The sequence below is a fragment of the Bradyrhizobium sp. CCBAU 53421 genome (assembly GCF_015291625.1).
Lineage (GTDB): Bacteria > Pseudomonadota > Alphaproteobacteria > Rhizobiales > Xanthobacteraceae > Bradyrhizobium.
Genome location: NZ_CP030047.1, coordinates 64,496 through 79,899 on the forward strand (window position 1 = coordinate 64,496; position 15,404 = coordinate 79,899).

At 64.8% G+C, this 15,404-nt stretch carries 14 protein-coding genes; 8 read left to right on the forward strand and 6 right to left on the reverse strand.

Features of this window, described 5'->3' with window-relative positions; genetic code table 11:
* The first annotated feature begins 161 nt into the window (after positions 1-161).
* The 4 genes from pnp to XH92_RS00295 all read left to right on the forward strand — a co-directional run bounded on the left by pnp (position 162) and on the right by XH92_RS00295 (position 4,447).
* Positions 162-2,321 (forward strand): polyribonucleotide nucleotidyltransferase, encoded by a 2,160-nt coding sequence (gene pnp / locus XH92_RS00280; protein ID WP_194457459.1) that lies wholly within the window; start codon positions 162-164, stop codon positions 2,319-2,321.
* Between the two features lie 192 nt (positions 2,322-2,513).
* Complete coding sequence (locus XH92_RS00285) at positions 2,514-3,248, forward strand: superoxide dismutase (RefSeq protein WP_194457460.1); 735 nt, start codon at positions 2,514-2,516, stop codon at positions 3,246-3,248.
* A gap of 131 nt (positions 3,249-3,379) precedes the next feature.
* Positions 3,380-3,847 (forward strand): GNAT family N-acetyltransferase, encoded by a 468-nt coding sequence (locus tag XH92_RS00290; RefSeq protein ID WP_194457461.1) that lies wholly within the window; start codon positions 3,380-3,382, stop codon positions 3,845-3,847.
* A gap of 3 nt (positions 3,848-3,850) precedes the next feature.
* The gene (locus XH92_RS00295) at positions 3,851-4,447 is read left to right on the forward strand and encodes a glutathione S-transferase family protein (RefSeq protein ID WP_194457462.1); all 597 of its coding nucleotides are present in this window, start codon (positions 3,851-3,853) and stop codon (positions 4,445-4,447) included.
* Between the two features lie 48 nt (positions 4,448-4,495).
* Here the strand turns inward: XH92_RS00295 and fabV are convergent, their stop codons facing one another.
* The 3 genes from fabV to fabA form a co-directional block, all read right to left on the reverse strand.
* Positions 4,496-5,668: an enoyl-ACP reductase FabV gene (gene fabV / locus XH92_RS00300; protein ID WP_194457463.1), complete on the reverse strand. Its 1,173-nt coding sequence runs from the start codon at positions 5,666-5,668 to the stop codon at positions 4,496-4,498.
* An 84-nt stretch (positions 5,669-5,752) separates the two neighbouring features.
* A complete protein-coding gene (gene fabB / locus XH92_RS00305) occupies positions 5,753-6,976 on the reverse strand; it encodes a beta-ketoacyl-ACP synthase I (RefSeq protein ID WP_194457464.1) in 1,224 nt (407 codons plus the stop codon).
* A gap of 43 nt (positions 6,977-7,019) precedes the next feature.
* Positions 7,020-7,541 carry a 3-hydroxyacyl-[acyl-carrier-protein] dehydratase FabA gene (gene fabA / locus XH92_RS00310; RefSeq protein WP_016844716.1) on the reverse strand — a complete coding sequence of 174 codons (522 nt, stop codon included), beginning with the start codon at positions 7,539-7,541 and terminating at the stop codon, positions 7,020-7,022.
* Positions 7,542-7,871: 330 nt separating this feature from the next.
* Between fabA and irrA the strand changes: the two genes are divergently transcribed.
* Positions 7,872-8,363, forward strand: coding sequence for an iron response transcriptional regulator IrrA (gene irrA, locus XH92_RS00315; RefSeq protein ID WP_305825865.1), 492 nt, complete (start codon positions 7,872-7,874; stop codon positions 8,361-8,363).
* A 114-nt stretch (positions 8,364-8,477) separates the two neighbouring features.
* Here the strand turns inward: irrA and XH92_RS00320 are convergent, their stop codons facing one another.
* Complete coding sequence (locus XH92_RS00320; RefSeq protein WP_371817912.1) at positions 8,478-9,002, reverse strand: SH3 domain-containing protein; 525 nt, start codon at positions 9,000-9,002, stop codon at positions 8,478-8,480.
* A 355-nt stretch (positions 9,003-9,357) separates the two neighbouring features.
* Here XH92_RS00320 and XH92_RS00325 point away from each other — a divergent pair, with 355 nt between their 5' ends.
* Entirely contained in the window at positions 9,358-10,362 is a 1,005-nt protein-coding gene (locus tag XH92_RS00325) for a D-glycerate dehydrogenase (RefSeq protein WP_194457466.1), read from the forward strand.
* Between the two features lie 460 nt (positions 10,363-10,822).
* On the opposite strand, the gene XH92_RS00330 is transcribed toward XH92_RS00325, so the two are convergent.
* Positions 10,823-11,737, reverse strand: a complete 915-nt coding sequence (locus XH92_RS00330) for a LysR family transcriptional regulator (protein ID WP_194457467.1) — start codon at positions 11,735-11,737, stop codon at positions 10,823-10,825.
* 122 nt (positions 11,738-11,859) lie between these two features.
* Between XH92_RS00330 and XH92_RS00335 the strand changes: the two genes are divergently transcribed.
* Positions 11,860-12,867, forward strand: coding sequence for an aldo/keto reductase (locus XH92_RS00335; protein ID WP_194457468.1), 1,008 nt, complete (start codon positions 11,860-11,862; stop codon positions 12,865-12,867).
* 4 nt (positions 12,868-12,871) lie between these two features.
* Here the strand turns inward: XH92_RS00335 and XH92_RS00340 are convergent, their stop codons facing one another.
* Positions 12,872-13,672, reverse strand: a complete 801-nt coding sequence (locus tag XH92_RS00340; RefSeq protein WP_194457469.1) for a molybdopterin-synthase adenylyltransferase MoeB — start codon at positions 13,670-13,672, stop codon at positions 12,872-12,874.
* 111 nt (positions 13,673-13,783) lie between these two features.
* Between XH92_RS00340 and XH92_RS00345 the strand changes: the two genes are divergently transcribed.
* A complete protein-coding gene (locus XH92_RS00345; RefSeq protein WP_194457470.1) occupies positions 13,784-15,142 on the forward strand; it encodes a serine protease in 1,359 nt (452 codons plus the stop codon).
* Positions 15,143-15,404 lie beyond the last annotated feature (262 nt).

The following is a 15,404-nucleotide window of genomic DNA, read 5'->3' on the forward strand; positions in this document are numbered from 1 at the left end:
ATGCCCAGATGACCGAAAGGATGGACGCCATCCGAAATCCAGGGACCATGGCAGGATCGCCGGATGCTGGTCGCGACAAGCGCATCAGTGTCTCGCCGTCTTGGCATGGTCTTTGTGTTTCAGGGCGCCGTGCTTTCGTGAAACCATGAAAGAAAACCGAAATGTTCAATTCACATTCCGTCGAGATCGACTGGGGTGGACGTCCCCTCAAACTTGAAACCGGCAAGATCGCCCGCCAGGCCGACGGCGCCGTGATGGCGACCTATGGCGAGACCGTGGTGCTCGCCACCGTCGTCGCGGCGAAGGCGCCGCGCGAAGGCGTCGACTTCCTGCCGCTGACGGTGGACTACCAGGAGAAGACCTACGCCGCGGGCCGCATTCCCGGCGGCTATTTCAAGCGCGAAGGCCGTCCGACCGAGAAGGAGACGCTGGTCTCCCGCCTGATCGACCGCCCGATCCGTCCGCTGTTCGTCGACGGCTGGCGCAACGAGACCCAGGTGATCGTCACCGTGCTCTCGCACGACATGGAGAACGATCCGGACATCGTGTCGCTGGTCGCCGCCTCCGCCGCCCTGACGCTGTCGGGCGCACCGTTCAAGGGCCCGATCGGCGCCGCGCGCGTCGGCTTCGCCAATGACGAGTTCATCCTCAACCCGACGCTGGACGAGATGACCGAGACCCAGCTCGACCTCGTCGTCGCCGGCACCGCCGACGCCGTGCTGATGGTCGAATCGGAAGCCAAGGAGCTCAACGAAGACGTGATGCTCGGCGCGGTCATGTTCGGCCACCGCCACTTCCAACCGGTCATCAACGCGATCATCGAGCTCGCCGAGAAGGCCGCCAAGGAGCCGCGCGAAGTCACCACGATCGACAATTCGGAGATCGAGAAGGAAATGCTCGGCATTGCCGAGCAGGAGCTCCGCAAGGCCTACGCGATTCCGGTCAAGCAGGAACGCTATGCGGCGGTCGGCGCCGTCAAGGAGAAGGTGCTGGCGCACTTCTTCCCGGAAGGCCAGGAGCCGAAATACGACAAGCTCCGTGTCGCTGCCGTGTTCAAGGAACTGGAAGCCAAGATCGTTCGCTGGAACATCCTTGACACCGGCAAGCGCATCGACGGCCGTGACGTCAAGACCGTCCGCAACATCATCGCCGAAGCCGGCGTGCTGCCGCGCGCCCACGGCTCGGCGCTGTTCACCCGCGGTGAGACCCAGGCGATGGTGGTGACCACGCTCGGCACCGGCGAGGACGAGCAGTACATCGACGCGCTGTCGGGGACGTACAAGGAAACGTTCCTGCTGCACTACAACTTCCCGCCCTACTCGGTCGGTGAAACCGGTCGCCTCGGCGGCACCAAGCGCCGCGAGATCGGCCACGGCAAGCTCGCCTGGCGCGCGATCCACCCGGTGCTGCCGCCGCATCACGAGTTTCCGTACACGATCCGCGTGGTCTCCGAGATCACCGAGTCGAACGGCTCGTCCTCGATGGCCTCGGTCTGCGGCGCCTCGCTGTCGCTGATGGATGCCGGCGTGCCGCTGAAGCGGCCGACCGCCGGTATCGCCATGGGCCTGATCCTCGAAGGTCAGCGCTTCGCGGTGCTGTCGGACATCCTCGGTGACGAGGATCATCTCGGCGACATGGACTTCAAGGTCGCCGGCACCGATCACGGCATCACCTCGCTCCAGATGGACATCAAGATCGAGGGCATCACCGAGGAAATCATGAAGGTTGCGCTTGGCCAGGCCAAGGAAGGGCGCATCCACATCCTCGGCGAGATGGCCAAGGCCCTGACCGCTGCGCGCGCCGAGCTCGGCGAATACGCGCCGCGCATCGAGACCTTCAAGATCGCCACCGACAAGATCCGCGAAGTGATCGGCACCGGCGGCAAGGTGATCCGCGAGATCGTCGAGAAGACCGGCGCCAAGGTCAACATCGAGGACGACGGCACCGTGAAGGTCGCCTCCAATGACGGCGAGGCGATGAAGGCTGCGATCAAGTGGATCAAGTCGATCGCCTCCGATCCGGAGGTCGGCCAGATCTACGAGGGCACCGTCGTCAAGGTGATGGAGTTCGGCGCGTTCGTGAACTTCTTCGGCGCCAAGGACGGCCTCGTCCACATCAGCCAGCTTGCGGCCAACCGCGTGCAGAAGACCTCCGACGTCGTCAAGGAAGGCGACAAGGTCAAGGTCAAGCTGCTCGGCTTCGACGATCGCGGCAAGACCCGCCTGTCGATGAAGGCGGTCGACCAGGAGACCGGCGAAGACCTCGAGGCCAAGCAGAAGACCGACGCGCCCGCGGCGCCGCGCGAGGCTGCCGGCGAGTAAGCCAAGACGAACTGACCATTACGAAAGGGCGGCCGCAGTGGCCGCCCTTTTTTCGTTTGGGGATTGGACGCAAATCTATCTCAGCTGATCGGGATGCGCGGTTTTGACCCGGGATTGTGACCGGCACTGTTGGAACCCGTTCACAACTTGCGCCTATCATCAGGACGGCCTTTCCCAGCATGGAGAATCACGATGTCCTCGATGTCCCGACGCCAATTGATCATCGCAGCAAGCGGCATTGCCGCGGCCGCCGCCTCGTCGCGCGCAGCGTTCGCGCAGACTGCGGCGCAGGCGCCGAGTGGTCCGTTCAAGATCGATCCACTCGCCTATCCGACCAACGCACTGGAGCCGCATATCGACGCCAAGACGATGGAGATCCATCACGACCGGCATCACCAGGCCTATGTCACCAACCTCAACACATTCGCCAAGGACAATCCGCAGATCGCGGAGAAGCCGGTCACCGATGTGCTCGCCAACCTCGGCAGCGTGCCGGACGCGATCCGCACCGGCGTGCGCAACAACATGGGCGGCCACGCCAACCACACGATGTTCTGGCAGATCATGGGACCGAACGGCGGCAAGGCGGACGGTGAGGTGCTCGCCGCCATCGACCGCGACCTCGGCGGCATGGAAAAATTCCAGACCGACTTCAACGCTGCCGGCGGACGCGTGTTCGGCTCCGGCTGGGTGTTCGTCACGGTGACCAAGGACGGCAAGCTCGCGATCGAGACGCGGCCGAACCAGGACAATCCGATCATGGACGGCAAGCGCGCGCTGCTCGGCAACGACGTCTGGGAGCACGCCTATTACCTGACCTACCAGAACCGCCGGCCCGACTACCTCAAGGCGTGGTGGAATACGGTGAACTGGAAGGCCGTGGCTGAGCGTTATGCCGCCGCCAAGGCCGGCACACTCGGCGTGTGAGCCGCCGCAAAGGCTCGCTCGCCACAAACGGCTACGCTAGAGTTGAAAGCTCCGCGAACTGATCGCAGGGCTTTCCCACCTTGTACAGCCGGAGCTTCGCACTCCGGATAGCGAGCGCCACGCAAACAATGATGACACTGCCGATCGTCCGCCCTGCCCGACCCGACGAACTTGATGCGATCGCGCGCGCCTGGATGGACAGCTGGGCTTCGACCGGGCTCTCGCAGGCCAGCGAAAGTCTGTTGAACGATCTGCGTGCCCGTCTGCCACGCGAGATCGCGGGTGGCTGGAGTCTGTTCGTCGCCGACGATCGCGGCGCCATCGCCGCCATGCTGGCACTGCACCTGCCGACCTTGCTGCTCGACCAGCTGATGGTCGCGCCAAGCCATCAGGGCCAGAGCCTCGGACGCCATCTGCTCGCATTCACGCGCCGGCAAATGCCCGACGAGATCTGGCTGAAATGCGTCCGCGAGAACGAGAAAGCGTGGCGCTGGTATGAGCGCGAAGGTTTTGTGTTCGAGAAAGAAGCGATCAATCCGGTCACCGGCTTCATGATGAAGCACTACCGGTGGAAGCGAACACCGCAAATTGGAGGCTAACCCATGATCAAGCTGTACTGGTCGCCGCGCTCGCGCTCGTTCTCCGCGATCTGGTTGCTGGAAGAATCCGGCCTACCATACGAGCGGATGCTGACCGACATCAGCACCGGCGCGCAGAAGGCGCCGGACTTCCTCAAGATCAATCCGATGGGCAAGGTGCCGGCGTTGACCGACGGTGACGCCCAACTCGCCGAGGCCGCCGCAATCTGCGCTTACATCGCCGACCGCTATCCCGAAACCAAGCTTGCGCCGGCCGTGACCGACCCGAAGCGCGCACGCTATCTGCAATGGCTGTTCTTCTCGCCGAGCTGCATCGAGCCGGCGCTGATCCAGCTCTTCACCAAGCTCGAAGTGCCGACCAGCACCGCGGCATGGGGCAGCGCGGCGCAGGTGTTCGACGTGCTCGATGCCGAGTTGCAGAAGGGGCCGTGGATCCTCGGCGAGCAGTTCTCCGCCGCCGACATCGCGATCGGTGCCGGGCTGAACTTCGCGGTGCGCGTGTTCAAGATGGTGCCGCCGCGGCCGTCATTCGAGGCCTATATCGACCGCTGCGTGGCGCGGCCCGCATTCCAGCGCGCAGAGAAGATCGCGGCGGGATAGCGCAGCGATGTAGCCCGGATGGAGCGAAGCCGTGAATTTCCGAACGGCCTAGCCTGGCACGACGCGCGGATCGACGTCCTGCGTGTAGTCGACGCCGTCGATGCCGAAGCCGAACAGGCGGAGGAACTGGCTCTTGTACTCCTGGAGATCCGCCAATTCGCCGAGCGTCTCGGTGGTGAGCAGCGGCCAGCGCCGCGACACTTCCGTCTGCACTTCGGGCGAAAGCTCCCAGTCGTCGACCCGGACGCGCTGCGCGTCGTCGAGCGCGACATCCTTGCCGAGCTTCGTGCGGAACAGGCGGTCGATCTGCTCGATGCAGCCTTCATGGAGGCCGAGCTGCTTCATCACCTTGAACAGCACCGTGCCGTAGAGCGGCACCACCGGGATCGCCGAGCTCGCCTGGGTGACCACGGCCTTCAGCGCGACGACGCGGGCGGCATCCGCATCAAGCCGGCCCCGGATCGCTTCCGCCTTGTTGTCGAGATCGACCTTGGCGCGGCCGAGCGTGCCGTTCCAGTAGATCGGCCAGGTCAGCTCGCTGCCGATATAGGTGTAGTTGAGCGTGCGGAAGCCCGGCGCCAGCACGCCGGCATCGGCCAGCTGGTCGATCCAGCGCTTCCAGTCATCGCCGCCCATCACCGCGACCGTGGCCGCGGTTTGCTCCTCGTTCGCAGGCTCGAGGGTGGTCTGGAACACTTCGCCGGTCTCGGTGTCGAGCGTCTTGATCTCGACCGGCGCACCCAGCGGCTTGATCACCGAGCGATAGGTCTTGCCGGTGTCCGGGTCGGTGCGGACCGGCGCGGCCATGCTGTAGACCAGCATGTCGAGCTGTCCGAATTTTTCGCGGACGCGCTCGATGAAGTCCTTCTTCATCTCGTCGGAGAAGGCATCGCCCTCCAGCGTGAGCGGCGAGCGTCCGATCTTCCCGGCCTCGATCTCGAAAGCGCGATTATTGTACCAGCCGGCGCTGGCGTTTCGCTTTTCCGAAGGCTCGCGCTCCAGCGACACGCCGATCGTATCGGCGCCGCCGGCGAAGGTCGCGACGATGCGGCTCGCGAGACCGTAACCCGTCGAGCAGCCCAGCACGGCAACGCGTTTCGGGCAGCCGGCGATCGGGCCCTGTTTCAGAACGTAGGCGATCTGTTCGCGGACATTGGTGGCGCAGCCGACGGGATGTGCCGTCGTGCAGATGAAGCCTCGCACGCGCGGTTCAATAATCATTCCCACCCCACTTCGGATCGTTGCAATGTCCCCATTCGCGGCCCGCGGGCTTCGCGCCGCAGGCGAGAGGATGTGAAAACCGGATCAGGCATCAAGCCGCTTGAACACCAGCGTGGCGTTGGTCCCGCCGAAGCCGAACGAGTTCGACAGCACCGTGCCGAGCTTGGCGTTGTCGATGCGCTTGCGCACGATCGGCATGTCGGCGAAGGCCGGATCAAGCTCGGTGATATGCGCGCTCTCGCAGACGAAGCCGTTGTTGAGCATCAGCAGCGAGTAGATCGCCTCCTGCACGCCGGTGGCACCGAGCGAGTGGCCGGTCAGCGCCTTGGTCGCCGAGATCGGCGGGCACTTGTCGCCGGTACCGAACACCTTGCGGATCGCCTCGATCTCCGGCGGATCGCCGGCCGGCGTCGAGGTGGCGTGCGGATTGATGTAGTCGACCGGCGTGTTCACCGTCGACATCGCCATGCGCATGCAGCGCTCGGCGCCCTCGCCCGATGGCGCCACCATATCGTAGCCGTCGGAGGTCGCGCCGTAGCCGACGACCTCGGCGTAAATCCTCGCGCCGCGCGCCTTGGCATGCTCGAGCTCTTCGAGCACCACGACACCTGCGCCGCCGGCGATCACGAAGCCGTCGCGGCTGATGTCGTAGGGACGCGAGGCGGTCGCCGGCGTGTCGTTATACTTCGACGACATCGCGCCCATGGCGTCGAACAGCACCGACAGCGTCCAGTCGAGTTCCTCGCAGCCGCCGGCGAAGATGATGTCCTGCTTGCCGATCTGGATCGTCTCATAGGCGTTGCCGATGCAATGGTTCGACGTCGCACAGGCCGAGGAGATCGAATAGTTCACGCCCTTGATCTTGAACCAGGTCGCGAGCGTCGCCGATGCGGTCGACGACATCCCCTTCGGCACTGCGAACGGACCGACGCGCTTCGGGCCCTTGGCGCGCGCGATGTCGGCGGCCTCTACCAGCGTGCGCGTCGACGGTCCGCCGGATCCCATGATGATGCCGGTGCGGATGTTGGAGACCTCGTTCTCCTCGAGGCCGGAGTCGCGGATCGCCTGTTCCATCGCAACGTGATTCCAGGCCGCACCCTCGGCAAGGAACCGCATCGCGCGGCGATCGATCACCTCGGCGGGATTGAGCGTCGGTGCACCGTGAACCTGCGACCGGAAGCCGAGCTCGGCGGCCTTCTCCGCACGCGTAATGCCCGACTTCGCCTCGTAGAGGCTCGCAAGCACTTCCTGGGTGTTGTTACCGATGGACGAGACGATACCCATCCCCGTGATGACAACCCGCCTCATGTTCGCCTCGCCCTGCCTTTATGTTGCCGCATGATGATCCTGCTCAAGATGGCGCCGTGCCCTGCTTGAACAAACCGACCTTCAAGTCCTTGGCGCGATAGATAATCTCGTCGTCCATGGAAAGCCACCCGTCGGCAATTCCAAGCACGAGCTTTGACCGCATCACGCGCTTGATATCGATGTTGTACACAACCTTGCGCGCGTGCGGCAGCACCTGTCCGGAGAACTTCAGCTCGCCGAGACCGAGCGCGCGGCCACGACCTTCGCCACCGATCCAGCCAAGGTAAAAGCCGACCATTTGCCACATGGCATCGAGGCCGAGACAGCCCGGCATCACCGGGTCGTTCTTGAAATGACAGCCGAAGAACCAGAGATCCGGTTTCACTTCGAGCTCGGCGCGCACCAGCCCCTTGCCGAACTCGCCGCCATTCTCCGAGATCTCGCTGATCCGATCGAACATGAGCATCGGCGGCAGCGGCAACTGGGCGTTGCCGGGACCAAAAAGCTCGCCCCGCCCGCAAGCCAGCAAATCCTCGTATTCGTAACCGCCGCGCCGATCCAGCATCCTCTTTCCACCTCTGATGTCCCGATGAAGCGCTTTTGCTTGGTCGGACCTTAATCTACCCACGGGAACCGGAATATCCCGTCCCGCATCTTGGCGCTACCTGGGTACGCCACCGGCCTGTTATCTCTGCCGAAAGCGCATATGTGGTCCGCGCGCTCTCTAACATACGGCTAACTGGGCGGCAAAGCGGCATTCCCATGATAAATTACCGCTTCTCCTTAGGTTTCTACCGCAGCTTGGATTCGTTCTAGTTGCGAAAAACTTGCATCTGATAGGCATCCTTTTTATATTTATGAGGAATATTGCCTGAGTTGGGTGCATAGAGTGGATATGAACGAGCAAGTACCGGCTGTGAACGATGATGCCGTGCACCCGGCTGCGCGGGGCGCGGGGCACCACCCTGCCCTGACCGGCTGCCCGTGGCATGACGTCAACGAGATGCTGCAGTCTGCCGGCCTCCGGCCGACCCGCCAGCGCATGGCGCTGGGTTGGCTGCTGTTCGGCAAGGGCGCCCGCCACCTGACCGCTGAAATGCTGTACGAGGAAGCTACGCTGGCCAAGGTTCCGGTGTCGCTGGCGACCGTCTACAACACGCTTAACCAGCTGACCGATGCCGGCCTGCTGCGCCAGGTCAGCGTCGACGGCACCAAGACCTATTTCGACACCAACGTGTCGACCCACCACCACTTCTATCTCGAGCACAATCACGAGCTGGTCGACATTCCCGACCCGAACCTCGTGCTGTCGAAGATGCCCGACGTGCCCGACGGTTACGAGATCTCCCGCGTCGACATGGTCGTGCGGCTGCGCAAGAAGCGCTGAGCCCGGCATCGGTTGTCATGCGCGGGCTTGACCCGCGCATCCAGCGCTCTCAATCAAGAATCTTCTTTGATGGATCGCCGGGTCAAGCCCGGCGATGACCAGTGGCCTGTTGCGTCAGTCCACCTTCTCGTCGGCGTAGACGCCCCACAGACGCTGCTGCTCGATCCAGCCGTCGAACCCGTTGCCGGTGACCCGGCACCAGTTATTGGCGCATTTCTTGACCTGGGCGACGACGCCGGCCTGGAGCCGCGCCGCGATGGCGCTGGTGGCGTCGGGACGATCGTACAGCGAGGCCAGATCGTCCTTGTTCTTCATCGTGACGACCGCGGTGCGGCGGCCGGACAGCAGGGAGTGATAGACCCAGCCCTCGGCGCCCTCGGAATCGCGCACCCGGCGCCAGTTCTCGAACTCGGCGGTGATTTCGACCGGCAGCCCCGAGCGCGTATAGACCCAGGCGACGTCATTGTCCTTGGTCGGGCCGGCGCGGACATTCACATGATCGGATTTCAGGCTGACATAGCGCGGAATCGGCAGGCCGCTGGTGGTTGGGCTCAAATCCTTGGCGGAATGTCCCGGGCTGACCGACGCACTCAGCATGCTCCCGACCAGGGCCACCAATGAACCGAAACGCCAGACCATCAACTCGTCTCCTGCCGAGATGCCCAACCCGCATTCGGCGAGCTGCAACCCAAACCCAATCGAAACCCATGCCCGAAGGCCGCTGCGCCTACGCTGTTCGTTCCCGCCCGCATGGCTCCGAGGGGTTCTTGTCTTGGCCCGGCCTTCTGCTAGAGAGGACGGAACGTCTGAGAGCCAGAACACCCGAATTTCCCGACGTCGCCCCTTTGCGAAAGCCGGGACAAGTATCGGGGAACCCTAGGAAACGCGAAGGAAACGCCGGGACAGCGCGGCTATCAGCAGTGTCGAACAACCGGGTTAATGAGGCCTCAACGGCTCGGTTTTTGACGGGCCGCGCGCCTCATGAAAGCAGGACATGTCGGTGAAGAAAAAGCCTCTCGTCGTCGTCACCCGCAAGCTGCCGGACTCGATCGAGACCCGGATGCGCGAGCTGTTCGATGCCAGACTGAATCTCGACGACACGCCGATGACGCCGGAACAGATCGCCGAGGCGGCGAGGACCGCCGACGTGCTGGTGCCGACCGTGACCGACCTGATCCGCGAAGACGTGATCAATCAGCCCGACTGCAAGCTGAAGATGATCGCCAATTTCGGCAACGGCGTCGACAACATCGACGTCACCGCGGCGCATGCCCGCGGCATCACCGTGACCAACACCCCGAAGGTGCTGACCGAGGACACCGCCGACATGACCATGGCGCTGATCCTGGCGGTGCCGCGGCGCCTGATCGAGGGCGCCTCGATCCTGACCGAAGGCAAGCAGCACTGGGCCGGCTGGTCGCCGACCTGGATGCTCGGCCACCGCATCGGCGGAAAGAGGCTCGGCATCGTCGGCATGGGCCGCATCGGCCAGGCCGTGGCGCGCCGTGCCCGCGCCTTCGGCCTGCAGATCCACTATCACAACCGCCGCCCCGTGGCGCCCATGATCGCCGAAGAGCTCGGGGCGACCTATTGGGAAAGCCTCGACCAGATGCTGGCGCGGATGGACATCATCTCGGTGAATTGCCCGCACACGCCGGCGACCTATCATCTGCTCTCGGCGCGGCGGCTCAAGCTGATCCGCAAGGAAGCCTATGTCGTCAACACCGCGCGCGGCGAGGTGATCGACGAGGACACGCTGATCAAGCTGATCGAAGCCGGCGATATCGGCGGCGCAGCCCTCGACGTCTATGAGCACGAGCCCGCGGTGAACCCGAAGCTGGTGCGGCTCGCCCGGGCCGGCAAGGTCACACTGCTGCCCCACATGGGCTCGGCCACCATCGAAGGCCGCGTCGAGATGGGCGAGAAGGTGATCATCAACATCCGAACCTTCCTCGACGCCCACAAGCCGCCGGACCGCGTGCTGCCGAGCATGCTATGATTTCGTAGCCGGGATTACGCCGCGTTCCATCTACGCCACGCAGCTCCAACCTCCCCTTGAAAAGGGGGGGTCGCTTTGCTCGCCAGAGCAAAGCGGGTGGGGATCATCTCTCTCCGCGAGCGACGGTGCGCGTGGCTGGACCCCCATCCCGACCTTCCCCCTTTCAGGGGGAAGGGGGGAGAGAGACCTGTAGCCCTGCCGTTGCACGGGCGAGCTGCCAAAATATCGAAAACAACCCCATGCAAAGTAGCCGGTGCGGCCGGCACCCTCCCCTGGAGGGGGAGGGTCAGCTCACATGAAGCGAAGCGGAATGTGAGCTGGGGTGGGGTGGGGTGATCTCTCAAAGCGGACAGCGTTCGAGTGGAGAGACTGTCACCCCACCTCGTGGCTCATTTCATTCGCGCCGATCCCAGAGCGAGCTTCGCTCGTCTCGACCCCTCCAGGGGAGGATAAGAACCATCTATCTGGTCTTCCGCCGCACCTGCTTGCGCCAGTCGGCGACGAACGCCACGAACGCGGCGAGTGCGGGCGGCGGCTGGCGGCGGCTTGGATAATAGAGAAACGGTCCGTCAAACGGAGGGCACCAGTCGTCGAGCACGCTGACCAGGGCGCCGGACTTCACGCCGTAGCGGACATAGCCCTCGAACGTCGCCCAGTAGCCGACGCCGTCGTGCACGGCACGCAGCGCGAGGCCGAGATAGGTCGCGATCAGCCTGGCCGGCGGTGAGACCTTCACGACGCGGCCGTTCTTCTCGAACTCCCAGTCGAAGATCGCACCGCTGCCGAAGCGGGTGCGGATGCAGGCATGCTTGAGCAGATCCTTCGGATGCATCGGCCGGCCGTGCCTCGCGACATAATCGCTCGACGCCACCACCGCGTAGCGCTGCTGTGCGCCGAGCGGGATCGCCACCATGTCCTGCGCCAGATGCTCGCCATAGCGCACGCCGGCGTCAAAACCCTGCGCGACGATGTCCACGAACGCGCTCTCGGCCACGATATCGAGATCGATCTGCGGATATCTGGCGAGGAACGGCGCGATCATCGGCGCCAGCACGAGATCGACCGCCGGCGGCGGCGCGTTGATGCGCAGCCGCCCCGACGGTTCGGCGCGCAGGCCGCGCACCTCGGTGATCGCGTCGGCGACGTTGACCATGGCCGGCGCGACCCGGGCGAGCAGCAACTCGCCGGCCTCGGTCAGCGCGACGCTGCGGGTGGTGCGGTTCATCAGGCGAACGCCGAGCCGCTCCTCCAGGTCGCGCAGGCGCTGGCTGAGGCTCGAGACCGAGACGCGGCTCTCCAGCGCCGCGCGTCGGAAGTTGCGCGTGCGCGCCACCGCCACGAAGGCGTCGAGGTCGCGAAGGTCGAAATCCTGCATTGTTCGATATAGTGAACAACCCATTCGGCATTGTCCAGCTTATCCCAAAGGCCGGATCGGCCCATATCAGCCGCGTCGTTTTGGCGGCGGATCATCCGTCGCAACATCTTGGGAACACCACCATGGACGCACGCAAACTCGGTTCCACCGGCCCGACTGTTTCGCTGATCGGCCTCGGCTGCATGGGCATGTCGGACTTCTACGGTCCGACCGACCGCAGCGAGAGCATCGCTACCATCCATGCCGCGCTCGAGGCCGGCATCACGCTGCTCGACACCGGCGACTTCTACGGCATGGGTCACAACGAGATGCTGATCGGCGAGGCGATGGAGAGCCGTAGCCGCGACAATCTCGTGATCAGCGTCAAGTTCGGCGCGCTGCGCGACCGCAACTACGGCTTCCTCGGCTACGACTGCCGGCCCAATGCCGTGAAGAATTTCGTCGCCTATTCGCTGCAGCGGCTCGGCGTCGATCACATCGATATCTATCGCCCGGCGCGGCTCGATCCCAACGTGCCGATCGAGGACACGGTCGGCGCGATGGCCGACATGATCAAGGCCGGCTGGATCAGGCATATCGGCCTGTCGGAGGTTGGATCCGACACCATCCGCCGCGCCCACAAGGTGCATCCGATCGCCGATCTGCAGATCGAGTATTCGCTGATCTCGCGCGGCATCGAGACCGACATCCTGAAGACCTGCCGCGAACTCGGCATCGGCATATCAGCCTATGGCGTGCTGGCGCGCGGGTTGATCAGCGGACACTGGTCGAAGCACCACGCAGGCGAAAAGGATTTCCGCCTGCTGAGCCCCCGCTTCCAGGCCGGCAACATCGACACCAACCTTGCGCTCGCCGATCGGCTGCGCGCCATCGCCGGCGAGATCGGCGCCTCCCCGGCGCAGGTCGCGATCGCCTGGGTCGCAGCGCAAGGCAAGGACATTGTGCCGCTGGTCGGCGCACGGCGGCGCGAGCGGCTGACCGAAGCGCTCGGCGCGCTCGACGTGAAGCTGACCGCGGCGCATCTTGCCGCACTCGCCGAAGCATTTCCGCCTGGCGCTGCCGCCGGCGGACGCTATCCGGAGGAGCACCTGCGGCACATGGACAGCGAGAAGCCTGCGACGGCGTCGTAACGGACTACCGATGCGCGCTCAGGTCGGTGATGCCTGGTGCATCACCGTTGAGCGGGTTCTGCGGATCGCGCGCGTAGCGCAGGGTTTCGAACCGCATCGCGCGCGCATCCACCATCAGGAGGCGGCCGACCAGGCCCTCACCGAAACCGACGATCTCGCGGATCGCCTCCAGCGCCATCATCGATCCCATGAGGCCGGCCAGCGCCCCCATCACGCCGGCCTCGGCGCAGGCCGGCACCGTGCCCGGCGGTGGCGCCTCCGGGAACAGGCAGCGATAGGTCGGGTTGAACACGCCGTCCCCATTCTTCTCGTGCGCGCGGATCGTGGTCAGCGAACCGTCGAACTGGCCGAGTGCCGCCGTGATCAGAGGCCGCTTGGCGAGGAAGCAGGCATCGGCGACGAGATAGCGGGTTTCGAAATTATCGGAGCCGTCGAGCACGAGATCGTAATTTCCGATCAGCGCCATCGCATTGTCGGCGGTGAGTCGCATCGGATGCGCCTCGAATTTCACGTGCGGATTGAGCGCATGAATCTGCGCCGCCGCGCTGTCGACCTTGCGCTTGCCGATGTCGGACGTCGTGTGGATGATCTGGCGCTGCAAATTGGAGAGCGAGACGATATCGTCGTCGATCACGCCGAGCCGGCCGACGCCGGCGGCGGCCAGATACATCAGCACCGGCGCGCCGAGGCCGCCGGCGCCGATCACCAGCACCGACGCATTCTTCAGAGCATTCTGGCCGGGGCCGCCCACCTCGCGCAGCACGATGTGACGGGCATAGCGTTCAAGTTCGTCGGCACTCAGCATCTTGATGTCCTGCGCGCTGTTCCCTGAACCGGAGCGCGGTTGTTGCCGACCAAGCAGATGTGCTTAATTGCGTGGACGTCAATGGTATCAGTCATTTCCCCCGGATTTGTCATGAGATTGATGCTTTCGGCAACATTGATGGTCGCCGCCATCGGTACTGCGCACGCCCAATTGACGCCGCCGACGACGGCCGGGGCCAAGCCGAAGACGGTGACGACCGTGCCGGTTCGTCCCGCGTTGCAGAAGCCGGAGGATACCGCGGGCGCGATGGCGCAGGCCGAGCGGCTGGCGCTGCAATCCGACCTCGCCTGGGTCGGCGAATATAACGGCGCGATTACCGGCGACGTCAGCGAGCGCATGGTCAATGCGATCAAGGAATTCCAGAAGAACCGCGGCGGCAAGCCGACCGGCGTGCTGAACCCGCAGGAGCGCGGCGTGCTCGCCGACACCGCGCGGCGCAAGCAGGAGAGCGTCGGCTGGCGGATCGTCACCGAACCCGCAACCGGCGCGCGGCTCGGCATCCCCACCAAGCTGGTGCCGCAGCTGACCAGCGACGCCTCCGGCGCCAAATGGACCTCGCCGACCGGCACCGTCCAGGTGCTGCTGGCCCGGCGCAAGGAGGCAAGCCCGACCACCGCGAAGCTTGCCGAGCAGGAAAAGAAGGAGCCGGCCGGCCGCACCATCGACTACACCGTGGTGAAGCCGGATTTCTTCGTGCTGTCGGGCATGCAGGGGCTGAAGAAGTTCTATCTGCGGGGCACCTTGAAAGGCGACGAGGTCCGCATCCTCACCATCCTCTATGACCAGGCGATGCAGACCACCGTCGAGCCGGTGGTGATCGCGATGTCGAGCGCCTTCAACGCATTTCCGTCCGGCGTGCAGGTCGGGCCGCCGCCGCGCAAGACCGTCGAATACGCCACCGGCGTCGTGGTCAGCGACGATGGCGCAATCATCACCGATCGCGTCGCGACCGACGATTGCATCGCGCTGACGATCCCGGGCTATGGCAATGCCGACCGGGTCGCCGCGGACAAGGAGCACGATCTCGCTCTGCTGCGCATCTATGGCGCGCGCGGGCTGAAGCCGCTCAACATCGCCGGCCAGGCGACGCAGACCGCGCTCGACATCACCGGCATCGCCGACCCGCAGAACCAGGGCGGCGGCGCGGCCGCGAGCAACGTCAAGGCCTCGGTGGCGCAACTCGGCGGCGGCGACCAGGCGCTGTCACCGCCGCCCGCGCTCGGGTTCTCCGGCGCGGCGGCCCTCGACGGCGGCGGCAAGTTTGCCGGCATTGCAGTGCTGAAGCCGGTCATCGTTGCAGGCCCGGCCAATGCTGCGCCACAGGCGCAGGCCGCTTTGGTGCCGGCAGAGACGGTGCGCAACTTCCTGAAGGCGCACGGCGTCACCGCGTCAGGCGAATCGGCGGACGCCAAGGCCGCCGTGGTCCGCGCGATCTGCGTCAGGAAGTAGAACTCCGTAGCCCGGATGGAGCGAAGCGCAATCCGGGGCGGCTCTCGCCGCCGGCGCGACCGGTCCCGGATTGCGCTTCGCTGCATCCGGGCTACGAGCTTTCGCGCGTATGACATCCACAGCTCTTCCCACACGTCGTCCTGGCGAAAGCCAGGACCCATAATCACCGCATTCAGCGATGAAACCGGATCGCGGCCCCGTCATCGCACAACAATGAGATCTGGGGTAATGGGTCCTGGCTTTCGCCAGGACGACGCTGAGG